The organism is Brucella cytisi, from assembly GCF_038433355.1.
GTDB classification, from domain to species: domain Bacteria; phylum Pseudomonadota; class Alphaproteobacteria; order Rhizobiales; family Rhizobiaceae; genus Brucella; species Brucella cytisi.
The window spans coordinates 1-26298 of record NZ_JBCAUP010000025.1 but is presented as its reverse complement, the minus strand read 5'-3'; the positions used below and the strand labels follow the sequence as shown (position 1 = coordinate 26298).

Sequence of the window (26298 nt, the reverse complement as noted above, 5' to 3'; positions counted from 1 at the left end):
GCCTCGTTCTAGCTGTTATCGTTCAAAGGGGGTGGAGGCGGCGAGGATGCCCGGCCAGAATTCCCGTATTTACGGGAGCGGTCGAGTTTGGCGTTAGCCAGTCCAAGCAATGATCCTGCATAGGCGCCAGGCGCTGCAATCGCTTTTTCCTTTGCAGCAGAGCCTGCAGCCCACCCTGCACTGCCCAGTCCGGATGCCATTCCCCGCAAGGCGGCACCACCGACGGACGCGCCTCCCGCCCGGGCAGCGGTTGCAGTCCTTGTTCCTTTCGCAGCAGCGCCCGCACCAAGGAATGCACCCCCGGCAGCAAAAGTGCCAGCTTGCGAACCGTGACGGATTGATTCCATGCCGCTTGAGACCGATACGCCTTGTACGACGCCCTGGATGATGGGCGGCACATACATTGCAACAATAAACACAACGACAGAAATTCCGGCGATAGCGAGAGTGACGATGTAGTCGTCCGTATCCGCCCTGGGTGCATCGACAAGGCCAAGCAGTATCTCCGAGCCAATCCTGGCAATCATGACAAGTGCCATGATTTTCATGCCGACGGAGAAGGCGTAGACGAGATAACGTATTGCAAAATCCTTAGTGAATGAGGAGCCGCCAAGCCCGAGCATGATCATGCCTGCAAGCAGGCCGATATACATCTCGATCAGTACCGACAGAAAAATTGCAGCGACCAGGCTAAACGAGATGACGACGACGACCATTGAGAGAACGACGGCGAATGCCAGAGCGTTATCTTCCCAGAGCCCGAATTTTGCCTGCATTGACATCTGCGAAGCGACATGGACGCCAGCATCAAAAATATCGGCCGGTGAAGGCGACCCGTTGCCGGCGCCGATCTGAAAGAGACTGTCAACGATTGCCCTGGCAAGTACGGGACCGCGATCAAGCACAAATGCAAAGAAACCAATAAACATGATGCGGCGCACGAGCTCGGCAAACCAGCCGTCGATCGAGGTAGCGCTGATTGCCAGCCATATGGCTGCAATACCGACCTCGATCCCCGCCAGAATCCAGAACAACGATCGCGCGGCATTGAGAACCGTGTCCTCCCAGTCTTTGGTGGCGGCGGAAACGGAGTTCTCGAACGATGTCAGGACCGTGCCTTGCTGTGCGAGAGATGACATACTCGTCCACAACAGGATCCAGCTCGTGACGACCAGCAATTCGAAAACACGACGTGGCATAACGATCACCATCTCGGTTTCATCTTCTGGCCACTGCGAAAATCGTGGTCTGGATTGGCATTGAAAAAGCGTTCCCGGCGCTTGCGACGCTCTTCGACGGAAGTTTGCGAACAATTCAACGAAGCCCGCGATGCAGTTGTTCTTTCCAGAACCAGAAAGCTTGCGAAAACTGTTGCTATTCCGATGATCAATCCGGTGATGAACGACGTTTTTTGCATGTTTACCACCGTGGTTGCATGGGTTGGCCACCGCGAAAACCGCGCAATGGTGCATTGAAGAATTTTTCACGGCGAGCCTGGGCAAGATCCCTTTGCGTTTGCTCAGACCGATACCAGGTTCCCATCATGACCATCTGCTGTGAAACCAGTCCGCGCAGCTTTTGCAATTGAGCGACTTCCTGCGTTGCAATCTGGTGTCCGATCTGAAGTGCCTTCATCTGGCCATCGCTGGTCTCTGACATGGAGCGCAGTGTAGCGATGGTCGCTTCTTCGCTGGCAAATTGTCGGGCCGTGAGACTAGCGGCTCGCAGTGTGTTGGCTATTGTGTCGCGATTGGTATCGGACCAGTTCTGGTAAGAGGACGAAAAGCTTTGGCCGTCTGGCAAATTGGTTCGAAGCTGTGAGAAACTCTGAAATCGCTGTTTGAGTACATCATCGATATTGCCCATGGAAAAGGCTACTCCCTGCCCTTTCCCGGCAATGCTTTGCAGGCGCTTCAGGTCATCTTCGACCTGACCCCAGATATGCACGGGCAGTTGCGCGGTGTTCTGCAGCATATTTTGATAGATACTCATCTGGTTCTGGATTTGCTCGGCCAACTGAGAGATTTGCCTGATCTGATTGTTGACCTGTTCTGCCGATTGACCAACGAGGCTCACCAGTTCGGCATTGTTAGCAAGCTGGGTCCATTCGGTTGCCTGCCCGGTCACACCACCGGCATTTCCAGCTGTTGGGATGAGAAGCATTAGCAATGCCCAGATGACCAGCATTCCTTGTGGCGCGTCAGCCGCAGCCCAGAATCTTGTCCGCATAAGCGATCCCCCTTTGCCTGAGCCAATGGACAGGCCATGCAGCCCCGAACTTTTCGTAAAGCGAGCGCACGTGTTTGAGGTCTTCCTTGCCCGAAGCGCCAACAAAGGACAAAGCGACGGGACCGAGCGCCATATCGAAGAGGCGGCGCCCGTCCGGCGAGGAAACGTAGTATTCACGTTTTGGGAGCGCCGTTGCGACAATTTCAATCTGACGTTCGTTGAAACCGATCCTTTGATAGAATTCGCGTGTTCCAGGTTCGCGGGCTGCACCGTTTGGCAGACAGATTTTAGTAGGGCAGCTTTCTTTCAGGACATCGATGATACCGGATCGCTCCGCGTCGGAGATCGATTGCGTTGCGAGCACGACAGCGCAGTTTGCTTTCCTCAAAACCTTTAGCCATTCACGGATTTTATCCTGGAAGGTGGGATGTCCCAGCATCAGCCATGCTTCATCGAGAATAATCAGGCTTGGCTCGCCTGTAAGCCGCTGTTCAATGCGGCGGAAAAGATAGGTAAGGACGGGAACGAGATTGCGCTCGCCCATATTCATCAGCTCCTCGATTTCAAAGCACTGAAAGGCAGCAAGCGACAAACCGTCTTCTTCTGCATCGAGCAATTGCCCCATGGGGCCATCAACAGTGTAATGATGGAGTGCATCCTTAAGCGCTCGCATCTGCACACCGCTTACAAAATCCGAGAGAGACCGCCCGCGTGACTGCGCCATGAGAGAGAGCTGGCGAGAAATTGCATTGCGATAATCAGGTGTTATCGTCACGCCTTGAAGCATGACAAGAGCCTCGATCCATTCCGATGCCCAGGCCCTATCGACATCAGTGGAAAGGTTGGACAGGGGGCAAAAAGACAATGACGAACCGTCATTATCACCGCCGCCGATGTCATAGTGCTGGCCTTTAACGGCAAGTGTCAAAGGCAGCATGGAGCGTCCCTTGTCGAAGGCAAAAACCTGCCCGCCATGATAACGGCGAAACTGCGCGGCGATCAGTGCCAGAAGCGTTGACTTGCCTGATCCGGTCGGCCCGAAGATAAGGGTATGCCCGACATCATCTACGTGAAGGTTCAAACGGAAGGGTGTCGATCCGCTGGCGACTTGCATGAGAGGCGCTGAAACCGGTGGATAGTATGGACAAGGTGCGACCGGACTGCCTGACCAGACGGAGTTGAGGGGCATCAGATCCGCAAGATTGCGAGTGTTGATCAGTGGCTCACGTATATTGGCGTAGGAAACACCAGGCAGGCTTCCGATAAAAGCGTCGGTCGCATTAAGATTTTCGATCCGCGCACCAAAGCCTTCTGCCTGAACAAGACGGCGCACCGCCTCGCATTTTTCCTGTAAACGCGAGCGGTCCGTATCAAAGACGACGATGACAGGCGTATAATAACCGTAGGCTACCAGTTGCGAAGACGCTTCTGCGATCGCGTCTTCGGTCTCGGTCACCATGGTCATGGCGTCCTGATCGAGCGAGCGGCTCCCGGTCTGGAATATCTGATCGAGAAACGGGCGGACTTTCTGCTGCCATTTCTTTCGTGTGCGTTCCAGTTTTGCCCGTGCTTCCTCGGCATCCAGAAAGATGAAGCGCGATGACCATCGATAGGTCAGTGGCATCTGATCGAGTGCATTTAAAATACCTGGAAAACTCTCGGCGGGCATTCCGTCAATCGCGACCACGCCAAGGAAGCGATTGTCAACGACGGGAGTAAGACCATGTTGTAATTCGACGGTGACGAGCCAGTCGAGATACATAGGGATTTCCGGTAGTTGAACGGGATTGTTCTCACCGGTGATGCAAAAGCGAATAAACTGGAAGAGTTCGTCGTAACGTGCGAGACGGCAACCGTTTTTTAGCTCGGTTTCCCGTGTCTTCATGCGCTGAATTGAAACTACATTGGCAAGATATTGTTCGAACTCCCTGATTGAGTTACTAAAATTCTCCAGGGCTATATCAGCGAATCTGGCCGAGCGGCTGGCGGTGTCGGAATAGATATAGCGAGTGAGACCGGTACGTTTTGGCTCGGGTGGACGCCAGGTGAGGATAAGCGCATGACGGCTTTCAAAATGGCCGCTTTCGCGCTCGAAATGTTTGCGCCGCTCCGCGTCGATCGCCCGGGTAACAACATCGGGGAAATGACAGGAATCCTCCGCGGGATAATCCGTAGTCGGAATGCGTATGGCTTCGACCTGGATCATCCAGCCTGATCCCAGACGTGACAGGATTGCGTTGATCTGGCGCGAGATCTCGTTGCGTTCGACCGCGGTGGAACTTTCACTATCAGGTCCGGCAAAATACCAGCCTGCCATCAGACTCCCGTCTTTGAGAAGCATGATGCCGTTATCGACGATTGCCGCATAGGGGACGAGGTCAGTGAAAGACGGAGCACTATGCCGAAATTGTTTGAGAGCCACCATGTCGAACCCTCAATAACGTAGCCAGGGTGTCGAGGTAGCGCGATAGGCAGCCCTGTAGGAGATGTGCCGCAGGTAGACCCGACGCATGAGAGGATCGGCATTCGCCATTGCACGTAGTGCGGCCACTATAAACAGCCACAGCACAATACCGGAAATCACTGCGTACCATGTCAAAACGACAAAAATCAGTATCGCCGATACAAGGCCGGTAAGGAGGACGAGTTCACGGTCTGCACCCAATAGAAGACTGGGGCGCGACAAGGCACGGTGAATTCGCGAATGGGCAAGTCCTGAAGCAATGTCAGACATCAGCCCCCTCCCTCACCTTGTGACCGGGCAGATAACTCGAAACCGTCATTTCGGACAGAATGCTCTGACTATCGGCAATGGACGCACCTGTGGCACCGAACAGGGCAACAATTTGTGCGGAACCGAGCATGAGACCGAGGACGAGGATTATGTAGATGACCCGGCGTCCGAAATCGTTCAGTTCTCCGCCAAAAATCAGCATGGCACCGGCGACGGCAACGGCTGCCAGGGCCACGAACCCCATTGTCGGTCCGGTGATTGACTGCTGGATGGTTTGCAGAGGGGATTCCCAGGGCAAGCCTCCTCCACCGGACGAAGCCAGCGCTACGGAAGAACCGGACATCAGCAGAAAACAGAAAACCGTTACAGTCCGCCGAAAAATTTTCTTATGCTGCATGACGATCCTCTTCTATCCGGGGAAAATGCTGCGTTCGATAGGAAGTCCCATCGTGGCCATCGACGGAGATGACGTCACGGACCCGGCGGCCAGTCTTTGTGCGTTCTATCGAGATAACGAGATCGACGGCTTCACCAATAACCGCACACATAGGCCGCTGGCTTGTTTCTGCTGTCAGTTGTTCAAGGCGGCGAAGCGCGGACATTGCCGTATTGGAATGAATAGTTGTCACGCCGCCTGGATGACCGGTGTTCCAGCTTTTCAGGAGCGTAAGTGCTGCACCGTCACGAACTTCTCCAACAATGATACGATCAGGACGCAGTCGCATCGTGCTTTTGAGCAAGCGCGCCATATCGACAGTGTCGCTGGTATGCAACGAGATAGCGTTTTCGCAGGAACATTGGATTTCCGCGGTGTCTTCGAGGATTATCAGGCGTTCGTCTGGAAAATCCGAAACAATTTCAGCCAGAATTGCATTGGCAAGGGTTGTCTTCCCCGAACCGGTTCCGCCTGATATGACGACATTAAGTCTTGTTGCGATCGCCTTGCGGATGATGGAAAGCTGTGCTGAGGTCATGATCTGGCTCTGCACATACTCATCCAGCGAGATCAGACGTGAAGCGCGTCGACGAATGGTGAACGCTGGCGCAAAAACGACAGGGGGCAGCAATCCTTCGAAACGATGCCCGCCGATCGGCAATTCTCCGGATATTATTGGATTGTCAGCATCGATTTCGGAGTTTAAAGCGTGCGCAACGCTTCCGATAATGGTTTCAGTGGCGGTCGCTGACATCTCGCCGAAAGGTACGATTCCATCACGAAGGTGCTCGATAAAAACCCGTCCGTCGGGATTGACCATGAGCTCCACGACTGTCGGGTCGACAAGCGCGAGACAGAGCTCTTTACCGAGCGCCTCTTCCAGTTTTCGAACGAGACGGGACTGCGAGGATGGATGGATCATCTCAGCGATCCATCGTTATAGAATAAACCAGAATGCACATCGAACCGCTCCTTAATTTTGATCTCCGCGAACAATCTTGCGGACATCAAAATCAATTCATACGGTGATGGCTATGTGCAAATTTGCACCTGTGACAGGGTTCGTTGAAACGCATCGATGGTGGCCCGATCTTCCCACATAGAGGACCTGTTCTGATGGCTCGCCGTCGGACGCAATTGCCCTTCAATGTCTTCCTGAACGGTCGCCTCCCCGGAGCCTTGCGTCGCAAACCCACCGGCGCGACCAACTTTCAATCTACGCGCGAATGGTTCGCATGCGAGAACGCATTCCGGTTCCGCTTTATCTGCCATTGCGGGAGGATTGCCAGTGGCCGATGAGAGAATACTCGCCGCTTACAGTTGGGGGGCAGTTTCGTTTGACGGATCGCTCGGTCCCAAATTCCCTGTTTGTCCCTGACGGGAACCGACTGTTGAGCTATACAGGCGTGGGATTACCACACAAGCTTTGGATCCGTGTCAGCACGGCTTTGTCGCTGTCAGCACGAAATATTCGATTTGTCGTGTGCTATCATCATATACAGCACCATATGGATGGTTCTGAAAAAGGTGCCCCCAGGACTGGACATCCTGGAGCCCAACCTCGTTGAGCATAGACCTGGCATCGCTTTCCGTCAGGCCGTTGAAGAACGGGAGAGGCCGACCGAACTCCACAGCACTGTCGTTCTCCCGATGCAGAAACCACAAACCATCCGAGACGAACACCTGTCCGCCCGGACGAAGAATACGTTTGGCCAGAGCCAATGCATCTGTCGGGCTCTCCAATGTCCAGAGAACATTTCGGAGGGTAACAATATCCGCGCTTTCGTCAGAAAGCCCGGCATCGTCCATCGAGGAATGCACGAAATCCACGGTGAGCCCGCGGACCTGTGCATCCTGGCGCGCATAGGACAGCATGCCTTCGGAACCATCCACTGCGGTGACCCGGTGGCCGAGCTCGGCAAGCACTAACGCACAGGCACCCGTGCCGCAGCCAAGATCGACAGCGGTCCGGGCATCCTCACCGAGCGTCGCTGAAAACACTCTCTTCCAATCGTCATGGTTACGCTTGTGCGACGCTGCACCGTTGAAGCGATGTGCCCGCTTATTCCAATGTTCGGACATGGCTCTGGCTGTGTTGGGTGCTGCTCTCATCATTAACCTCTGACAACGGAATTCGCCCCGGTTTCGAGCAAACCCTATTGAGATATCGCCCGGCCAAAGAGCCGGGCGCGTTTTTCAATCATCGTTTTAGTGCGCTTTCATCTCGCTGACGATCTCTTTCGCGTCCATGGAAGACGGATAGTAGGTCGGCCAGTTGGTCACTTCGTTCAGAAGGGCGGCGCGGTCATTGCCCCAATAGAGATGATAGTGGTCGGCCTTGTTCGGGGCGATGCCATGGTCGCTGAACTGAATGAATCGTGGAGCTGTCGCATCACCTTTGGTCTTCTTGAAGATAAAGCGGACGCCGCGATTGCCCTTCTTGTAGGTCAGGATTTCCTTTCCGTCATAGGCATAGTGACCGGCCAGCGGCTTACCCTTTTCGTAGAAGGTCACCACGTCGCCTTCGATGGTGATGCGGTCAACATCGGTCTTGTAACCGACTTCGTATTCGGCGCGAATGTCCTCGACTTTTGCGGTGCCCTTTTCGGCCTTGTGCTCCCAGACCGGCTCCAGCGTGCCATCCTTGAGATAAGGGTAGACGGACTGCCAGTCCCCTGCATAGTCCGAGAGCGGGCGATCCTTGACCTGACTGTCTTCGAAATAGCCGGCATAGATTTTTGGATCGCCATGGCTGTGAGCGTGATTGTGGCCAGCATGATCGTGGTCGTGCCCCTCGCCTTCGTGAACCTTGCCGCTGCCACCGGCAACCGCAATATTGTAGGGCTTGCCACCGACTTCGATCTTGCCGACTTCCTTCAGTTCGTCCTTGGAGATGCGGCGGACAACGCCTGCGTTCGGATCGCTCATGACAACTTCGTTACCTGCCATAGCAATGCGCGGACGCGGGTCGTTCCAGTGACCGTCCATGGAATAGGGCTCCGTGACTTTTGAGCTTTTGGTGAGCTTCCCCTCAAGCACGTCGATCTGGTGCAGTGTTCCGTCTTCGGTGAGGACATAGCCGAAGCGGGCATTGGCCGGATCCAGAACGAAATCAACGCGACGGAACGGAAGCTCGATATACCGGAAATTGGGCTCATCCACGGGATCAACGACAACCAGGCCCCTGGAGCCATAGTTGCCGAGAAAGACCTGCATGCTCCTGGCGCCAAGCAACGTGCCAGTGGTTTGGCCAGCCGGTAGATCGGCAGGATAGGTGAGCATCTTCGTGACCGGTCCATCCTTGCTCGCCGTCACCGTCAGGATGCCTTCCTTGCAGCCTGTCGCCAGGTATGCGCCAGAGAAAGCCTCACCATGGATGCCGGTGCAGATAGCGACATCACCGATCGGCGTCCCATCTTCCCTGACAGGGCGCAAACCGATGCGTGTCGGTGCTGTATCGCCCTCAACGGGCGCATCAGACGCCACGGTTGTGACCCAACCATTGCCGACCGGAGCCACAAAGCCGTGGTGAGCACGGGCCTGCTTCAGTTGCTTTGACTCGATCTCATTATGAGAAAGCTCATGCGCCTCGATGATCTCGGCATACCCTCCCTTGTCGAAGTTGATGACGATCTTGCCGTCATGATCAATGACGTGGAAAGGACGCGGCCCGGTCAACGCTTTGTCAATCGCCGACGGGTTTTTGATCTCGATATCCGAATGATCGCCGTGCGAATGCAACGAGATGCCGCTGTTGATGAAGTGAACCGCGTCATTGTCGGACTCGACGGCGACGATCGCAGAACCCTCGTTTACGCTATAGAGCTTGTTCTGACCCGTGGTCTTGAAGTCCCAACGATTTCCCGGCTTGTCGAGATCGAACGCCGTGACCCTGGCATCGACATGATCGCCGACGAAAACGCGGTAAAGCGTAATATCTTCCTCGCCATCCTCAGCGAAAGCAACCGGGCCAGCCAGGCTGACCCCGATTGCCAGGGCGGACACGCCCAGGATCCAGTGCTTCATATCCATCTCTCCTTTAATGATATTACATTACATTGGCAGGCGACATTTCGGTCGCCCGATTTGGGAACTCCGTTCTTGCTGATGGCTGAGACGAGGGTTTTGACGTTGTAACGCATCATATCGATATAGCTCGGTGCGGGACCGTCGGCGGGCGACAGCGCGTCCGAGTAGAGCGTGCCCCCAATGGTCAGTCCGGCCTCAGAAGCGATCTGCTCGACCAGGCGGCTATCAGAGATATTCTCGGCAAAAACGGCGGCGGCGCGCTTTTCGCGGATCTCACGGATAAGGGAGGCGACGTCTGCGGCAGAAGCCTCCGATTCGGTCGAAACTCCCTGCGGCGACAGGAAGGAAATGCCGTAATCCCGTTCGAAATAACGGAAGGCGTTGTGCGCAACGACCACCACGCGACGATCCTGCGGAATCGCATCGATTTGCGCCTTGATGTCGGCATCGAGCGCTGTCAGCTTCTCGATATAGGCTGTGGCGTTTATCTTGTAAGCTTCGCATCCACCGGCGTCAGCTGAACAAAATGCTTTCTCGATATTCTGGACGTAGGTTTTGACATTACCAACCGATTGCCATGCATGCGGATCGTTCGGTGTGGCATGAAAGATCGCCTTGCCGTCAACGAAGTGATAATGGCCACCGGTCGGATCATTGAGGATTGCGCCGCCGTCGGTGACTGTGGTGATCGGCGCCTCAGCCTGACTTGCCTCGATCAAACGCTCCATGAAACCCTCGAGCAGCAGGCCGTTGACGAGTATGACGTTAGCGCGGGTCAAAGCCATGGCGTCGGCGGGGCGCGGTTCATAGACATGTGCGTCACCATCCGGACCGACAAGGGTTCTGAGTTCGATGTGATTACCGCCGACCTGCTTTGCCAGATCTCCAATGATGGAGAAGCTCGCCACAACAAACAACTTTTTCTCCTGCGCATAGGCAGGTGCATCCACTGTGCTGAGCGAGGCGGCGATGAAACCGGTGAGACCGGTGAGAAGGAGCGTCCGTTTCTTCATGTATCTTTCCAAAAACAGTTTGAGATCAGCCGACCCGATGAACGGATCGCGGCAGGCGCGAAAGAATGAGGCCACGCGGGCTTACGACAACTGAAATGAAATAAATGGCACCGGCAGACAGGATGATGGCCGGCCCTGAAGGCAGTGATGCGTGATAGGACAGCAGCAGGCCCGAAACTGACGAGACCAAACCGATGACGATCGCCAGCAGGCACATCGTTAAAACACGCTGCGACCAGAACCGGGCGGAGGCCGCCGGCAGAACCATCAGACCAACAGACAGCAGGGTTCCGAGCGCCTGGAAGCCAGCCACCAGATTGATGACAACGAGGCCGAGAAAGATGAAGTGCACCGGTGAGCCAAGGCGGGAGACGGAGCGCAGAAACAACGGGTCCATGCATTCGGCCACCAGTGCGCGCCAGAACAGCCCCAGCAGGAGCAGAGTGATTGCGGACACAAGCGCGATCAAAGTCAGCGCATCATTGTTCAAAGCCAGCACAGTCCCGAACAGGACATGCATCAGATCGACGCTCGACCCGCGCAGGGAGACCATCAGTACACCAAGTGATAGCGAGATCAGATAGAACGCGGCCATCGAGGCATCCTCCTTCTGAACGGTGAGACGCGCGACCGCCCCTGCGCCTAGCGCCACAAAAATCCCGGCGATCAGACCACCGATCGTCATCGGCACTATCTGCAGGCCATATATGAGGAAGCCGGCGGCAGCCCCCGGCAGGATGGCATGCGCCATTGCATCGCCGGTCAGGCTCATTCGCCTGAGCATAAGGAACGCGCCGACCGGGCAGGCACTGAGCGACAGCATCAGTGCGCCGCCTAGCGCCCGCTGCATGAAGACGAATTCGGTGAAGGGGAGAACCAGGGCGTCATAGAGCAGGGTCATGATTGTACCCCGCCGGCTATACGCCGGTCGGCAATTGACGACATCGCGGCATGTTCGTGTCCGTGGTGATGATGATCGTGGATATGCCCCGCTGGCTCAAACCTGGGTGAATTCTCGTTCCAGGCTTCGTGATAGTGCCGTGCTCGCAGAAGATTCTCGGCAGACAGGGTCTGGTGCACATCGCCCCAGGCGACTGACCTGCCCGCAAGCAGTAAGGCCTCGGGAAAATGCTCGCGCACCAGATCAAGGTCGTGAACAACGACCATAACCGTGCGGCTCTCGCCATGCCAGCTTTTTATCAGCGCCAGGAGATCGGTGATCGTACGCGCATCGACGGCGTTGAATGGCTCGTCGAGAAGGATCAGATTGGCATCCTGAACCATCACGCGTGCGAACAGCGCACGCTGCATCTGTCCCCCGGAGAGTGTGTCGATCGAGCGCTTTTCGAAACCTTCCAGTCCGACGCCCTTCAGCGCATTGGCAACGGCCTGCCGGTCTTCCGGCCGATGACGGCCGAGAAGCCCGCGGCGCGGCCAGAGGCCCAGCGACACGAGGTCAATGACGCGGGCGGGAAAGGAACGGTCCAGTTCAGACTGCTGCGGCAGATAGGCAAGGCGACTGCCCGCAGCCACCGAGCAGGAACCATCCATGGGCCGCAATAGTCCTGCGATGCCCTTCATGAGGGTCGACTTGCCTGATCCATTGCCACCAACGACCGCGGTAAGGCTGCCTTTGCGCACGACGCCGTTCAGATGGTGCACGGCCGGATCGCGGTTATACCCGAGGGTCAAGTCGCTGAATGTCAGGCAGGCTTCAAGCATCTTCCTACTTTCGATGGACGTCCGTCGTGTGCCGCAGATTTGACAGCGATTGCATATGTAATGTTATTACGTTCGTCAATACCAAATGTAACGGTATAACAAATCGAGCATCGGATCGGGTATTCAATCTCGGGAAAAGTCATCCAGGAGCAGGTTTTCGACCTCGCGCCGGAAGTCGCTTTGGGCGGCGGTCGAAACCGAGCCACCTGCGTCGACCGTCCGGTCGAGGCTCGAACTGCCTGCAAGCATCAACGTGCCAGCGCTGCGCCTGATCATCTTACCGCGGGCGCCGTCCAGGCTAGTGGTATCGCCGGCAAAGCTTCCGTCCCCTGCTGCCAACGCGTGCGCTCAATACCACAGACCCGGAATTGACAAAGGCATTCTGATTAGACTGCGCCAGTCGATCACTGGTCCACGCATCCCGGTTCGAAACTGTGTAAGCTACCGCGCCTCTATGGCGACGGCACACGCCAGCCACGGGACCAATTTGAGATGCGCCAGGCGCGGAAAAGGCAGCTGTTTATCCGATGCTGGAGATGGCCTGGTGGTCGTTGTTGCGGAACTAGATATGAACTTCTCAACTCAAATGCTATCGTTTGTTGAGAAGGATATTTCGGTGACAGCGCTTTTTTGCGCGCGCAAGGGGGCCAAACCGTTCGTCGCGGCCAATTCAGGCTGAAATCGCGAAGCTTAATCGCAGAGCAGTCTTTTCACTAAATCAACGACGTGCTGTAATGCCGTATCCCTTGCCCGCCGCCGGTGCCACGCAAGATGCAGAGCGAAACCCGGCACAGTGATCGGTGTCGGCAATATGGTGAGTTCGTCGGCCAGCAGGGCAATACGCGAAGGCAGCATGGCAATCATGTCAGAGCCGCGCAACAGTTCAGGAACCATTCCAAATGATGGAACCACCAGGCCGACGCGTCGTGATCGCCCGAACCGGGCAAGTTCCATGTCCAGCGGGCTCCGTCCTTCACCCCTGCCTGAAACGAGAATGTGCGGAAAGTCCAGCCATCGGTCGAGATTGAAGTCGTCCGCCGCCGGATGGCCCTCGCGAAGCGCAACGACGTAGTGCTCGTTCAGCAGAGTATCGCGATGGATGTCGTCATCTTCACCCGGAAAGACGGAAATGGCGAGGTCAGTCGTGCCGTCGATCAGTGCAGTCCGTGCGGCGTCTGCTCCGTTCCAGGGCAGGATCACCAGATCTATGCCGGGTGCTGAACACTGCAAAGCGCGCTGAAGCGGCGGCAACACGAAGAGCGCGGGATAGTCTGCCATTAATAGACGTAAGCTTTGCCGGATATTCGCCAATGGAATCTCCGGCGGATCGACGAGTTCCTCAATCCCTGAAAGCAGGGATTTGAGCGGAGCGCGAAGAGATTCGGCTCTGGCCGTCCGCCGCATCGTTCCGCGTCCGCGTTCGAGGAGTTCATCCCCGAACAATTGGCGGCATCGCTGCAAGGCCGCCGAAGCGGCGGGCTGCGAAAGGCCCACCCGGTTGGCAGCCCGACCGACATGGGTCTCATCGAGCAGCGCATCGAGGATCACGAGCAGGTTCAGGTCAATCGATCGTAAATTCATGCAACGAATAATATGTTAGACTCTATATCGATTGGAATAATTTTCTGACTTCCAGCATCGTCACTCCAACAGAAATAATGGAGTTGATGATGACCAAAACCCTTGTGCTTCTCTTCCATCCAGATCTCAGCCGGTCCAGGGCAAACGCCGTACTTGCCAGGAGGGCGGGAGCACTGCCCGGTGTCGAGGTGGTCAACATGCAGGAGGCATATCCCAACGGGATGGATATTTATCGTGATGGCGAACGCGAGGCGGTGCGCTTGCTCGAAGCCGACCGGATCGTCCTGCAGTTCCCGGTTCAGTGGTACTCGACGCCGCCTCTCCTGAAAGCCTGGCAGGATGCCGTGCTCACACGCATGTTCTATATCGCTTACGAGGCGGAGGGGCGCCGCCTTGAGGGTACACCGCTGATGATCGCGGCAACTGCCGGCAACACGGTCGAAGCATACCGGCCCGGTGGAGCCAACATGTTCGCGATAACGGACATATTCACGCCACTGCGCGCCTCGGCAAATCGATGCAGACTGATCTGGATGGAACCGTTCGTCATATACCGTGCAGACAAACTTTCCTCCGACGAGATAGAAAATGCGGGCGGAGACTATGCTGACGCCCTCACCCACTGGATCGCCAATTCTGGTTCGAAGAGAGGATGAGCGATGACAAAGGTGCATGACACGTTGACTGACCTCCGCCTCGGGAGACCACTCTGGTTTATCTTGTCCGCGCGGCTGCTTCCGTTGGGCATTGTCAGTCAGTTCCTGAGTGCAGGAACGGCGCTGTTCATCGGTGCATGGGATTGGCAGATACACAAGGCAATCGGAGGAGCCTTGTCTTTGCCGATAATAGTCTTATGCGCCGGTGTGCTTACCATTCCGCGCCTGCCTGGATTCAAGTGATGGGCTGGATTGGTCTTCGCACTCTATATCGTCCAGTTCGTATTGACGGCCGGAGCGAACTCGCTGCTCCAGGCATTCCATCCGTTCAACGAAACGCTCCTGTTGATGGCTAGTCTGGTTCTGCGCGCCTCCGCATCGGCCACTTCGTTTTTCTGACGCTTGAGGAACGGCTTCACATAGACAGGTGGGATCAGCTGCACTTCATGCCCCAGCTTCTCAAACTTGCAACCCCAGCCATGGGCAGTCGCGCGGGCTTCCATCGCAACAACGCACCTGGACTGCCCGGCAACAAAAGCCAGAACCTGACCTCGGGAGAGTTTCTTGCCAAACAAGACTGACCCATTTGAGTCTGCACCATGGCACTGGAAGACGCGCTTTGCCAGGTCAATTCCAATAATGGTAACTTCCGACATGGATGCTCTCTCTGTTTTTGTGTGTCTTCAACGCCCATCACACTGGCACATTACGATGCCGACGGGAGGGGGCATCCATGCCATCAACAGAGCCATCTTGCTCGGTTCGCGCCGCGACTATCGTGACAGGCGGCCTTCTTCATCAATCAGCGTAAGCCGGCAAGGCGCGGCATTGCTCCATTTCCAAAGGACGAGATTGGCATCGTCCTTTGTGGCACCGGGAGCAAAGCTCCTGACCAGCAATCCATGATAGCCGGCTGCAGTAAGCCTGCTAGCGAAGGCCTGCGTCTGCGCTTGTCCGACCGTCTTCATCTGGTCGCGCCACGTCGGATCGGCAAGACTCGCATCGTCCATGCCCTCGGCTCGCAGGGCAAGATCGTCCCGCGTGTCGAAGATGTGCCCGAATTCAGCGTCATAGGAGACGAGCGTCGTCGGCTGTTGACCACCGACTTGATTGGCCTCACGCAGCGCAATCATAATCGACAGTGAGGTATAGAGCGTCGGTACTCCTTTTCGGTTGAACCGGCCTCCGTAGAGTTCTGCGCCGCGACCGGACATCGGTTCACGCGCATAGACCGGATTGAGAGCTCGATACAGGGTTCCGCGAAACTCTATGCGCGACATCAGGCGTGAACGCCAGCGTCAACCGCGTCGATATAGTCGAGGACTTCGTCGGCGCGACCATTGCGAACGAGATGCATCGCGGTCAGACCGGAGAAGCCGGGCAGTGGTTCGGAACGATACCAGGCATAAGCCATCAGGGCCGAACCGAACCGTGGCTCGACCTTGTTGACGATCTCGATCATTTCCCGCAGGCGACGCTGCGTCTTGTCGGAGCGAATGCGATCCTTCCGCTGGATTGCGTCTTTTCCCAGACCGGCAGTGCGGGCGATCTCTTCACTTGTGGTGCGCAAGGCGCTTGCGATTTTGCGCGGCGAGAAAAGCCCACCATCTGCATATTGGGCGAGACCCATCTCACAATCCTCCGTTCAGAAATGCCAATTCATATGACGCAATATGGCGTCAAAAAATACGTCATTCAATAGGAATGAAAAAAGGAAAAAGTAGAGCAGTTCGCAGATCTGGCAGGTATCAGGGCGAGGAATTCAGTTGGATTGGACGCGTTGCTCAGATTTGAAAATGCGCATGGAGAAAGCTTTGGCTGGATGACGCTCAGAACTGTGTATCCGATGCAACTGGTAATGTCTGACGGAAACTTGGTCGTGCGTATTACGACGAGCCAGACAATCGAGCATTATACGCGAAATCTAATTGTGATAGTGGTACTTCTGGCCGTTAGCGCGGTTCTCTTTCCTTTTGTGAATAATGGCAGGGGATTCGTTATCGCCTTAGCGGTGTGCTTGCCGATAATGACATGTATGCTGTTCGCATTTCAGTATCTGGACACGCCTTATCGAAACGAAAAACGCCTTCAAAAATATATAGATAAGAAGAAGGAAAGTAAGCGGCACGGGGATGATTCTCCGAGAGCCTGAATCATAATGAATGTAATGATATCAGTCTCTTAGAGACATTGCTGTTGCTATTTCAGATTGCCAGTCAAGATTCAGGGTCCTGCTTCTTACCCATCAGCTGCCCTCAGCGCGCAAATTGCTATATGTGATTTATTCCTGCTCAAAGTCATGCCAATCGCTCCGAAACAATCAGCTTTCTATCAGACCATCCTCTAGAAATATTGTAATCTTCGTGCTACATATCGGCCCAATCTGTAGTGCGAAGGTGGCAAATGCCTACACCTCATAACCCTCCGGCCGCTGTGCGGCGCGCGCTGCGCAAACTGGGCGCAGACATCCACGACGCACGTCGACGTCGCCGCCTACCTATGGCGGTAGTAGCCGAACGTGCCTTCACCTCACGCTCAACGCTTCAAAAGATCGAGGCAGGCGACACCAATGTCAGCATCGGCATCTATGCAGGCGTCCTCCAAGCACTAGGCCTGCTAGATGGGCTGAGCCAAGTCGCCGACATCCGTAACGACAGCGTCGGCCAGGCTCTGGCCAGTGCGGAGTTGCCCAAGCACGCTCACCCAAAGCGATCGCCGGGATCGTCACGCAATGACTGATTTTGAAATTCATCTCGACCTCCACGGACGCACACGTCCAATCGGTTTGGCGCGGAGCAATCGCGTCCGTGGTGCCGAAACGATCATGTTTGAGTACGACCGTGCCTGGCTTGAGGACCCCGACCGCTTCTCGCTGGAGCCCGCTCTAGCTCTGAGCCGGGGAGCGTTCGCCCCACCCGCGGGCCTTGCAACATTTGGCTCTATTGGCGACTCAGCACCCGATACCTGGGGCCGACGCCTCATGCAACGCTCGGAAAGGCGAATGGCTGAGCGCGATTACCGGGCCGTTCGCACGCTTGCCGAAAGCGACTATCTGCTTGGCGTCGCCGACGAGACACGGCTCGGCGCGCTCCGGTTCCGCTGGGTAGGCGACGAGGAATTCCAGGCACCAATCCCTGCGGGCGTTCCAGCCCTCATCGAGCTCGGACGCCTGCTGCAGATCACCGAACGTATTCTGCGCGATGAGGAAACCGACGAAGACCTTCAACTCATCTTCGCGCCCGGCTCCTCGCTTGGCGGAGCGCGTCCGAAGGCTTCTGTTATCGATCAACATGGCCATCTCTCGATCGCCAAGTTTCCTAAGGAAACCGACGACTACAGCATGGAGACATGGGAAGAGGTCGCTCTGCAACTTGCTGAACAAGCCGGCATTGTCACCCCCCGCCATGAGCTCATCGACGTCGCCGGCAAAAAGGTCATGCTATCGCGTCGCTTCGACCGCGATGGTGGTGTCCGGATTCCCTTCCTGTCCGCGATGGCGATGATGGGCGCAAAGGACGGCGAGCGTGGAAGCTATCCGGAGATCGTAGACGCCTTGGCCGAACACGGCGCGCAGGGAAAGACCGATGCGCACGCGCTTTATCGCCGCGTCGCCTTCAATGTGCTAATTTCCAACGTTGATGACCACCTGAGAAATCACGGCTTTCTGTGGCTCGGCAAAGCCGGGTGGTCGTTATCCCCCGCTTATGATCTCAATCCAGTGCCTACTGACGTCAAGGCGCGCGTCCTGACGACCAACATAGATCTTGATGAAGGCACCTGTTCCCTCGATCTGCTGGAAGAAGCTGCCGAATTCTTTGCCCTCACGCTCGCCCAGGCCCGCGCGATCATTAAGGAAGTCGCGACCGCCACCGCGACATGGCGCGACACTGCAAAGGCGGTCGGTGCGCGTTCAGCCGAGATCAACCGTATGGCCAGTGCATTCGAGCACGATGATTTGCAGCGAGCGCTAGCCCTATGACGAAAATCTTCCTACACAGTTTCAATCTGTCCCCGGCCAGCCCGATCACCGGCGCGACCGTCGACCTCGATGTCGCGGACATCAAGGAAGTTATAACTCTCATTGAGAGGCATAGCGTTTTTAGCATGGGTATTGGCTACACGGATGCTCATTTGCTCGCTTCTGTCCTACTGGATCAGTGCACATCACTTTGGACCGGAGACAAGCGGCTCAAGCTAGCGGCCCACATAGCTGGCGCTGCTCTTTATGAACCCTTTCACAGTTAAGAAGACTATAACGCCATTTGTTTGAACGGGTGACACAGACTTGAATGGAACCGGAAGCAGAAAGTCCGGTCCAGCCAAAAAAATGTGGCGAAATGGGCATCATTAGCTGTCGGCACAACCAGTTGATTGCCAGTCAAGATTCTTGGCGATTGCCTCTCGCATGGACAAAATGGCCCATTTTGCCTTGAACGGATATGAACCTCTGGCATACCCGCTAATTTCCGTAAGCTTCAGCATTGATTAATCAATTCGCATTAGCAGCCCACGCCCGGCAAGAAGCCGGTCAATTTAGCAATTTGGGCTGCAATGAAAACACAGACTTCTTCACCTCTTCAATTTCGCAATATGATCTCTGAATTCTGCGACAAACGCGTCAGGCCGGATGTGTCCGAAGAAATACTCGATAAGATCAAGTCATATCTTGACGACCTGATCGTCCAGCACAGAAAGCCTCCGATGCGCCGAAGCCAGATCGACTGGTTGTCATTCGTCTCGGAAAGCCGGATCGATTGCGAATTAACGGAGAAGCTGAAGAATATTATCCGGCCAGCACTGGAAGCCCTAATTCGCTGGGTCGAAAATAGCGTTCCCCATGCCGATGAGATTACCCTAAAACATAAAATGCGGGATCGACGCCCCACCGTGCGTTTGCCAAAGCCGGAACGGGACCCGGCCTCTGGGAGAATTCCTGTTCGCTCAAAGCCGTCCAGTTTAGCGCCGGTGGATCCTGTTGAGGAGTTTCCTGAACCGCTGTTCGCCTGGACTGAAGATCCGCAGACTTTCCAGCAGACCTTGAATTATCATATGCGCAGGTTCGGCGAGACTTACTGGCGCCTCCACCGCGCAATAATAAAACAGCATGAGATCTTCGACATCCGTACGATATCGAATTGGGCGAATGGCACGAAGACGCCGCGCTCCGCCGACAGCTTCGATGTACTTACAAGGATAGAACGACGATATCGTCTCCCTGAGGGTCATTTTAAATCCAGGCTGCCTCATCAGGCACGATCAATATACGGTCACGACCTCGGCAGCGATATTAGTGCTGCCGAACGACGGCGCATTGTCTGGCATTTGCCAGACGACTTTAATCAGCTTTCCTTTAGCAAACGGGAAGAGATCCTCGAATGGGTCCGGCGTGTGATTATATCGGGCTCAACTGATTATCGCCAGTTTCAGAGGAAGGCGCCAAACAGAGATATGCGATCCGGTTCCCTGGAATTTCTTACGGCACGGTATTGTCACCACGCGTCAGATCAGAAACTTTGGATTTCGAGGGCAGTCTGGATGAAGATGATTTTATCGAAGATCCCGATTTGCTCGCGGGCGTCGTAGACGCTCCTCCCCGCCTGGCAATGGAGATGGCCAACCTTGTCCGGTTTAAAACAGCAACCCTGACATCAGTCGGTTTTCAGAGAAATGGTGTTTGGGGAGAAGAAACTGCGTCTCAAAAGGTTGAACATCTCGGACTTTTATTCGGTGCCCTTGCTGCTTCTCCAGATAGCGAAGTCAAGGGGCGCGGCATTCCTCTGCGGCAAATAACGTTCGGCTTGCTGGTCTTTCCCGGTATTTGGGACTGGTACCTTCAGTGGCGAGAAAAGCGTCGCGGCTTTTACACATCTTGGGAGCAGGACATGCTGAGCGCAATACTTGGCATGACACGCCCGGAAACCGGTTGGATGTGGCAACATGCTGAATTAGCAAAGGGACTGCAGCCTGTTCCAGGATTGGTGACAGCAGAAGAAATCGATTTTGCACAGCAAGATTGGCACGGGGCCTGTGCGGAGTGCTTTAAACATGCAACACACCGCTCCAGAGAAATCCAGCGCGTGATGCGGGTTCACCGGGATCCGTTTGAACCGATCATGTGCGTTTTGGAAGCCGATAGCCCACTTGCCGAATATCGAAAAATCACGGACGAGATAATTAAGCGATTGCCCGACGAGAACCGCTATCCGGTCCCAGCGGCAGAAGCGGTTCGCTCGTTCCTGATGCTCCGGCTTGGATTGCATCTCGGCTTGCGTCAAAAGAACCTGCGACAGCTTCTTGTTTGCCCCCGTGGACATTTCCCGACACCGGAGCGACGTCTTGAAGATATGAAGCGCGGAGAAATCCGCTGGAGCGACCGCGACAAGGGGTGGGAAGTGCTCATTCCTTCCAACGCGTTCAAGAATGCAAATTCGTCTTTCTTTGGTGCGAAGCCGTTTCGTCTGATTTTACCCGATCTGCTCGACCTCTATAAGTTCCTGAATGAATACATTGAACGGCACCGGGCGGTCTTGTTGAGAAATGCCCGCGATCCGGGCACGCTGTTCGTTAAAACTGTAAAGACAAACAGCAAGGATGCAGCCTATGATCAAACGACATTTTACGAAGCGTGGCGGCTCACAATCCAGCGATACGGTATCTATAATCCTTATACTGACCGCGGCGCGATAAGGGGATTGCTTCCCCATGGTCCGCACAACGTCCGGGACGTCCTGGCCACTCATATTCTGAAGCAGACCGGTTCGTACGAACAGGCCAGCTATGCAATCCAGGATACGCCGGACATGGTGGCGAGCCACTACGGGCGATTTCTGCCCCAGGATAAGGCCGCGCTGGCCGCCAGGATACTCAATCAGGTCTGGATGGAAGTGTGAATGAGAAAGTGGCCAACATTCGTCGTCCTAAGGGAGCGGTGCGTCGCGCAGCCGCTCTTTCAACAGAGCATGAGAGAAAATCCGCCTTGCTGCGTCATAATGATATCCACACCGTTAAGCGCCAGCGGTGATGGCATTAAGCAAAAGTTTTCTTTATGTTCGCAATATAAGGGTGATTTGCTGACCTCATGTCAGAAATATTCCCAGGGAATACGCTAAGCGGAGCACTATCATGCAAACCGAATTCGACAGTCTTCTCCAGCAATCCGGGCTGTCAGTTGCAGACGCTGCAGAGATTCTCGGCTATTCCGAAGGCCATATTTACCGCTGGAGGCGCGGCGAGGAAACCCCACGAAAAGCGGTTGTGAATGTTTTACGCAGTGAAGCGGAAAAACGTAGTCAGCCATCGGGCGATAGTTCGTTCACCTTCATCGATCTTTTCGCAGGAATTGGCGGATTGCGGCGCGCTATGGAAAGTGCTGGCGGGCGCTGTGTGTTCACGTCCGAATGGGACAAGTATGCCCAGAAGACCTACCACGCCAATTACCGTGATAACCGGCCAATTGCTGGTGATATACGGGAAGTGTCAGCTGATGAAGTACCCGACCATGATGTGCTTGTCGCAGGCTTTCCCTGTCAACCCTTCTCAATCGCAGGTGTCTCCAAGAAAAATGCTCTGGGCCGTGCACACGGGTTTGACGATGAAACACAGGGCACGCTGTTTTTTGATGTTCTTCGTATTCTTAAACATCACCGCCCGTCAGCATTTCTTCTGGAGAATGTGAAGAACCTGAAGAGCCACGACAAGGGCCGGACATTTAGCGTGATCCGGCGTAAGCTCGAAGAGGAGCTTGGCTATTCAATCCATACTTGTGTGATTGATGCTGGCCATTTTGTGCCACAGCACAGAGAGCGTATTGTCATTGTCGGCTTCCGTACACCGGTGGATTTCAGCTTTGATGCGCTTGAACTACCGGCCTATGGCGCGAGACGGCTTAAAGAAATCCTCCACCCAGAAGATGGCACCGAACAGCCGGAAGCAGAATTTACGGTAGGCGACTCTGCTGAGGTCAATAAGAAATACATTCTGACCGACAAGCTCTGGCAATATCTGCAGGACTACGCCGCTAAACACAAAGCGAAGGGCAATGGCTTCGGTTTTGGTCTTGTTGGCCCTGAAGACATCGCACGCACGCTTTCAGCCCGCTACTATAAGGACGGATCAGAAATTCTCATTAGCCGTGGCAAAGGTAAAAGCCCGCGCCGCCTGACACCGCGCGAATGTGCGCGGCTTATGGGATATGATGATGATTTCCGCATACCGGTGTCTGACACACAGGCCTATAAGCAGTTCGGCAATTCTGTCGCCGTTCCGGTCTTTGCCGAGGTTGCACGGATTATGCAGCCATATATTCTGGATCTTATTGCTGAAAGCAAAACACCGGCACGTAAGGTTGGCTGACGTTCATGACAAAGCGACGCGCAGCCGCAATATGGCTGCGATACGCGCCACCAACACAAAGCCGGAACTGATCATCCGCAAAGGACTGCATGCCTGCGGTTTCCGCTATCGCCTGCATTCAAAGGAACTTCCGGGAAAGCCTGATCTGGTGCTGGCAAAATATCGTGCAGTGATATTTATCAATGGATGTTTCTGGCACGGACATGATTGCCATTTGTTTCACTGGCCTGCCACACGCGAAGAGTTCTGGCGTGCCAAGATTGGTGGCAATGTCGCCCGTGATGAGCGCAATCTTACAGAACTGAGAAATACTGGTTGGCGTATTGCGCTCATCTGGGAATGCGCGCTTAAGGGAAAGACCCGCAGATCCTACGGGGAAGTGATTGACACTCTCGGCCAGTGGCTTTTGACTGACGACAGGGAAATACAGATTCGCGGCGTACAGATTTAGACGGATAATTTGGGCGGACTGAACGTGGCTGGACGGGGTTATTTATCGGGATATTTTATCGGTGCTGGTGCAAAGGTACTTCGCGGTACCGAAGTTGATCCAACTGTCTCCAACGGACATGAGTTTCAAGGGGTCGATATTTTCCGGACCTTTGTTGGCACGCCGGATGAGAAAGAAAAAATCCCCCTCACCTATATCTGGATGGATGACGAGCAGGACGAACCACTGCGACTGGAACTGACCGGCACGTGGTACAACAGCCGTAAGAGACAAAAGCATCGCTCCCCGGAATATCGCCTCTTTTATCCGGCAGCTGCAGAAAGCGTTGTTTACCGCGCAAAAGCAGGCGACACGCTATTCCTCTGCATGACGGCGGAGCGCAAAGTCCTGGCGATTTTGTGCCCTTCCGGAAGCTCGATCGAACAAAAGCTTCTGTGGCTGTTCGGATTACAGCTCACAGCTGATTTCAAGCTCTCTCAACAGGATATCAGCAATGATGGCGGCCGTGACATCGATCTGGCCGCAAAGTTTATTCTTGATGAGCTTGGCATTGAAACCGAAGAACCCGAACCGGATGCGCTCAGTCTGCTGATTACCCGCTTTGGCAACATATTTCCCGGAACAGCTAAGTTTTCAGAATTCGCCCGCAAAACGCTGAAAGGTATCGATCCGCTTGCAGATCCTGACAGCGCCGTCACTGCATGGATGGAGCACGAGGAAGCGCTGTTCCGCCACATGGAGCGCATTGTCGTGGCCGAGCGGTTGAAAGCAGGCTTCCTGCATGATGGCGATGCAGATGTGGATGGCTTCCTGTCGTTTTCATTGAGTGTTCAGAACCGGCGCAAGTCACGCGCTGGCTATGCGTTTGCTCATCACGTGGAAGCAATACTGAAGGCACACAAGATTGCTTATAAGCGCGAAGCAACCACCGAGAAACGCAATGCTGCAGATTTTCTTTTTCCCGATGAAGCGTCCTATGCCAATCCCGCCTTCCCGGCAGAAAACCTTCGCATGCTGGCAGTCAAAACCACCTGTAAGGACCGCTGGCGACAGGTGCTGGCTGAAGCAAACAGGATTTCAGAAAAACATCTGTTAACGCTTGAGCCCTCAATTTCCAGAACCCAGACCACTGAAATGCAGGCACAATCGCTACAACTCGTCCTGCCCGAAAGCATTCACGCCACCTATCATGCCGATCAGCAGGAATGGCTCATGACCATCGGCGAATTTCTGGAACTGGTCCAGTGACGGCTAGCCATATTTTGCTAGGTGAAGCGAAAACTGCTCCGTGGTTGAAATAGCTGAACTGCGTTGGCGAAATCTGTGTCTGATGCCAACAACCTTTCTCCCTTGTTTCGTCTGGCGTTGGTAAAAGCCTCTGCCATTGGGCGATGTGCGAATTGCCAGTCAAGTCATCAGATTCTAACATCTGAATTGGGGCCGTAAGCTGTCAGTCCGGTTCCGATGAACAAGGTCGATAAAGTAGACATCCACAGCGCATTCGAAACACGAACTACCGGTTCGAATCTCCTCCGGCGGACCGCGCGGGATTCGAACATATACACCGAAGTAATCGGTTGGGGCTCGGCTGCGACATAAGCAGTGTCGGCTTTTGGCAAATCTAAGTTGTCATTCGAACGGCAGGAATAAGACGCTTTACAGACCAGCGGCATTAGACCTTAATTGCTGTCGTTCAATGAGTTAATCGTGGTGTCAAAAACCGGACAGAGTACGACAGCGAAACGTGTCATATATTTCGAGATTTTTGTAACTAAACACTATAGAAGCCACCTTATGAAACACGCAGGCGAAATACTTATCCTCACGGGACCGCCCGGTTCAGGGAAGACCACCACGGCACTAGCCCTTACCCAACAATCCGGCTCGCCCAAGGTTCATCTGCACTCTGACGACTTCTGGCACTTCATAAAAAATGGCGCCATCCCGCCGTTTTTGCCCGAAGCAAATGAACAGAACACCGTGGTCATGGATGTACTCGCAAATGTTGCCGAAGGCTACGCCAGGGGCGGCTATTTTGTCGTCGTTGACGGCATCATAGGCCCTTGGTTTCTGCAACCATTCAGGAGACTTGCCATGCCTCTCCACTATGTGGTCCTGCGCCCGCCGTTGGATGTCGCCATTCTTCGTTGTCAGAAGCGTGGTGGTAACACGTTGACCGACCCCGCACCAATCACCGCACTCCACCAACAGTTCTCATCACTGGCACAGCTTGAAAGGCATGTTCTGCCTAACGACGGACAAGCTAGAGCGTTTCCGTTTTTCTCTGAATCGAATGCGCTTCCCAAATCAGTTTTGTTCTGATTCACTGATGCTGGCTGGATGGAGGCCAGCGTTGGATGACCGCACCGATATCGAATGATCTTCGAGAGCGCGTTATTGCCGCCGTGCTGAGTGGCGAAAGCGTTCGTTCAGTGGCGACGCGGTTTGAAATTGCCGCATCTTCAGTCGTAAAATGGTCCCAGCGCCATCGTGCGACCGGATCGGTTCATCCCGGCAAGATGGGCGGCCACCGCAAGCGGATACTCGAACCGCATCGTGATATCATTGTGCAACGGCTCGCCGAGAACCCACACCTGACACTCCATGGCCTGAAGGCGGCGTTGACCGAGCGGGGTATTTCCGTCTCGCACAATACGATCTGGGAATTCATTCGCAGTGAAGGGCTGCGCTTCAAAAAAAACACTATTCGCCCTTGAGCAAGCTCGTGCCGACGTCGCTCGCAAAAGACAGCGCTGGAAGACCCTGCAAAATCACCTTGATCCCGAACGGCTGGTCTTCATTGATGAGACCTGGATCAAGACCAACATGTCGCCGATCAGAGGCTGGGGTCCAAAAGGCAAGCGACTGCGGGCATTTGCACCGCATGGCCACTGGCGCACGCTGACATTCCTGGGCGCTTTGAGAAACGATCAGCTTACAGCACCCTGTGTCTTCGACGGACCGATGAACGGCCAGTGTTTCCGCGCCTATGTCGAGCAGCAGTTGGTCCCGGTGCTCAAGCCAGGCGACATTGTCGTCATGGACAATCTCGGCAGCCATAAGTCGGCAACCATCCGTCAATTGATCAAAGCCGC

General features: G+C 54.9%; 24 protein-coding genes and 4 pseudogenes. 11 read left to right on the top strand and 17 right to left on the bottom strand.

All coding sequences use genetic code 11. The features are described 5' to 3' along the window. Window positions 1-8: 8 nt before the first annotated feature. The 14 genes from trbL to AAE521_RS20530 all read right to left on the bottom strand — a co-directional run bounded on the left by trbL (window position 9) and on the right by AAE521_RS20530 (window position 13744). The gene (trbL, locus tag AAE521_RS20595; protein WP_342062278.1) at window positions 9-1211 is read right to left on the bottom strand and encodes a P-type conjugative transfer protein TrbL; all 1203 of its coding nucleotides are present in this window, start codon (window positions 1209-1211) and stop codon (window positions 9-11) included. Further along, entirely contained in the window at window positions 1205-1417 is a 213-nt protein-coding gene (gene trbK, locus AAE521_RS20590; RefSeq protein ID WP_342062277.1) for an entry exclusion protein TrbK, read from the bottom strand. Before trbK ends, trbL begins: the two co-directional genes overlap by 7 nt. 2 nt (window positions 1418-1419) lie before the next feature. Further along, a complete protein-coding gene (trbJ, locus tag AAE521_RS20585; protein WP_342062325.1) occupies window positions 1420-2187 on the bottom strand; it encodes a P-type conjugative transfer protein TrbJ in 768 nt (255 codons plus the stop codon). A gap of 13 nt (window positions 2188-2200) precedes the next feature. Next, a complete protein-coding gene (locus AAE521_RS20580) occupies window positions 2201-4654 on the bottom strand; it encodes a conjugal transfer protein TrbE (protein ID WP_342062276.1) in 2454 nt (817 codons plus the stop codon). 9 nt (window positions 4655-4663) lie between these two features. Next, window positions 4664-4963 (bottom strand): conjugal transfer protein TrbD, encoded by a 300-nt coding sequence (locus tag AAE521_RS20575; RefSeq protein ID WP_342062275.1) that lies wholly within the window; start codon window positions 4961-4963, stop codon window positions 4664-4666. Continuing rightward, window positions 4956-5306 (bottom strand): TrbC/VirB2 family protein, encoded by a 351-nt coding sequence (locus AAE521_RS20570; RefSeq protein WP_342062324.1) that lies wholly within the window; start codon window positions 5304-5306, stop codon window positions 4956-4958. The genes AAE521_RS20575 and AAE521_RS20570 overlap by 8 nt, the downstream gene beginning before the upstream one ends. Window positions 5307-5349: 43 nt before the next feature. Then, window positions 5350-6321: a P-type conjugative transfer ATPase TrbB gene (trbB, locus tag AAE521_RS20565; RefSeq protein ID WP_342062274.1), complete on the bottom strand. Its 972-nt coding sequence runs from the start codon at window positions 6319-6321 to the stop codon at window positions 5350-5352. Between the two features lie 515 nt (window positions 6322-6836). Further along, window positions 6837-7511, bottom strand: a complete 675-nt coding sequence (locus tag AAE521_RS20560; RefSeq protein WP_342062273.1) for a class I SAM-dependent methyltransferase — start codon at window positions 7509-7511, stop codon at window positions 6837-6839. 96 nt (window positions 7512-7607) lie between these two features. Then, window positions 7608-8294, bottom strand: a complete 687-nt coding sequence (locus AAE521_RS20555; protein ID WP_374865218.1) for a ZinT family metal-binding protein — start codon at window positions 8292-8294, stop codon at window positions 7608-7610. 1127 nt (window positions 8295-9421) lie between these two features. After that, window positions 9422-10441 carry a zinc ABC transporter substrate-binding protein AztC gene (gene aztC / locus AAE521_RS20550; protein ID WP_342062272.1) on the bottom strand — a complete coding sequence of 340 codons (1020 nt, stop codon included), beginning with the start codon at window positions 10439-10441 and terminating at the stop codon, window positions 9422-9424. 25 nt (window positions 10442-10466) lie between these two features. After that, entirely contained in the window at window positions 10467-11342 is an 876-nt protein-coding gene (gene aztB / locus AAE521_RS20545) for a zinc ABC transporter permease AztB (RefSeq protein WP_342062271.1), read from the bottom strand. Continuing rightward, window positions 11339-12163, bottom strand: a complete 825-nt coding sequence (gene aztA / locus AAE521_RS20540) for a zinc ABC transporter ATP-binding protein AztA (RefSeq protein ID WP_342062270.1) — start codon at window positions 12161-12163, stop codon at window positions 11339-11341. The genes aztB and aztA overlap by 4 nt, the downstream gene beginning before the upstream one ends. A 123-nt stretch (window positions 12164-12286) precedes the next feature. After that, the gene (locus AAE521_RS20535) at window positions 12287-12439 is read right to left on the bottom strand and encodes a hypothetical protein (RefSeq protein ID WP_342062269.1); all 153 of its coding nucleotides are present in this window, start codon (window positions 12437-12439) and stop codon (window positions 12287-12289) included. Window positions 12440-12853: 414 nt separating this feature from the next. Beyond that, entirely contained in the window at window positions 12854-13744 is an 891-nt protein-coding gene (locus tag AAE521_RS20530) for a LysR family transcriptional regulator (protein ID WP_342062268.1), read from the bottom strand. 89 nt (window positions 13745-13833) lie between these two features. Between AAE521_RS20530 and AAE521_RS20525 the strand changes: the two genes are divergently transcribed. After that, window positions 13834-14400, top strand: coding sequence for an NAD(P)H-dependent oxidoreductase (locus AAE521_RS20525; RefSeq protein ID WP_342062267.1), 567 nt, complete (start codon window positions 13834-13836; stop codon window positions 14398-14400). A 3-nt stretch (window positions 14401-14403) separates the two neighbouring features. Next, window positions 14404-14643 carry a DUF6220 domain-containing protein gene (locus tag AAE521_RS20520; RefSeq protein WP_071631020.1) on the top strand — a complete coding sequence of 80 codons (240 nt, stop codon included), beginning with the start codon at window positions 14404-14406 and terminating at the stop codon, window positions 14641-14643. 125 nt (window positions 14644-14768) lie between these two features. Here the strand turns inward: AAE521_RS20520 and AAE521_RS20515 are convergent. From AAE521_RS20515 to AAE521_RS20505, 3 genes and pseudogenes are all read right to left on the bottom strand, one after another. Then, window positions 14769-15056: pseudogene (locus AAE521_RS20515) on the bottom strand (IS110 family transposase); the annotation flags it as partial. A gap of 117 nt (window positions 15057-15173) precedes the next feature. Further along, window positions 15174-15680, bottom strand: a complete 507-nt coding sequence (locus tag AAE521_RS20510) for an RES family NAD+ phosphorylase (protein ID WP_425286374.1) — start codon at window positions 15678-15680, stop codon at window positions 15174-15176. Further along, on the bottom strand, window positions 15680-16030 hold the full coding sequence (locus tag AAE521_RS20505; protein WP_342062266.1) for an antitoxin Xre/MbcA/ParS toxin-binding domain-containing protein: 351 nt from the start codon (window positions 16028-16030) through the stop codon (window positions 15680-15682). Before AAE521_RS20505 ends, AAE521_RS20510 begins: the two co-directional genes overlap by 1 nt. A 773-nt stretch (window positions 16031-16803) precedes the next feature. Here AAE521_RS20505 and AAE521_RS20500 point away from each other — a divergent pair. From AAE521_RS20500 to AAE521_RS20455, 9 genes and pseudogenes are all read left to right on the top strand, one after another. Beyond that, a complete protein-coding gene (locus tag AAE521_RS20500; RefSeq protein WP_071631024.1) occupies window positions 16804-17139 on the top strand; it encodes a helix-turn-helix domain-containing protein in 336 nt (111 codons plus the stop codon). Further along, a complete protein-coding gene (locus AAE521_RS20495; RefSeq protein ID WP_071631025.1) occupies window positions 17132-18379 on the top strand; it encodes a type II toxin-antitoxin system HipA family toxin in 1248 nt (415 codons plus the stop codon). Before AAE521_RS20500 ends, AAE521_RS20495 begins: the two co-directional genes overlap by 8 nt. Before the next feature lie 71 nt (window positions 18380-18450). Beyond that, window positions 18451-18645 (top strand): annotated as a pseudogene (locus tag AAE521_RS20485) (type II toxin-antitoxin system VapC family toxin); the annotation flags it as partial. A gap of 306 nt (window positions 18646-18951) precedes the next feature. After that, window positions 18952-21290 (top strand): annotated as a pseudogene (locus tag AAE521_RS20480) (hypothetical protein). Between the two features lie 232 nt (window positions 21291-21522). Beyond that, window positions 21523-22752, top strand: a complete 1230-nt coding sequence (gene dcm / locus AAE521_RS20475; protein ID WP_342062265.1) for a DNA (cytosine-5-)-methyltransferase — start codon at window positions 21523-21525, stop codon at window positions 22750-22752. Further along, a complete protein-coding gene (locus AAE521_RS20470) occupies window positions 22745-23203 on the top strand; it encodes a very short patch repair endonuclease (RefSeq protein WP_342062264.1) in 459 nt (152 codons plus the stop codon). The genes dcm and AAE521_RS20470 overlap by 8 nt, the downstream gene beginning before the upstream one ends. Window positions 23204-23227: 24 nt before the next feature. Then, window positions 23228-24451: a type II restriction endonuclease gene (locus AAE521_RS20465; protein WP_342062263.1), complete on the top strand. Its 1224-nt coding sequence runs from the start codon at window positions 23228-23230 to the stop codon at window positions 24449-24451. A 546-nt stretch (window positions 24452-24997) separates the two neighbouring features. Beyond that, window positions 24998-25525, top strand: coding sequence for an AAA family ATPase (locus AAE521_RS20460; protein WP_342062262.1), 528 nt, complete (start codon window positions 24998-25000; stop codon window positions 25523-25525). Between the two features lie 35 nt (window positions 25526-25560). Further along, a pseudogene (locus tag AAE521_RS20455) lies at window positions 25561-26298 on the top strand (IS630 family transposase); the annotation flags it as partial.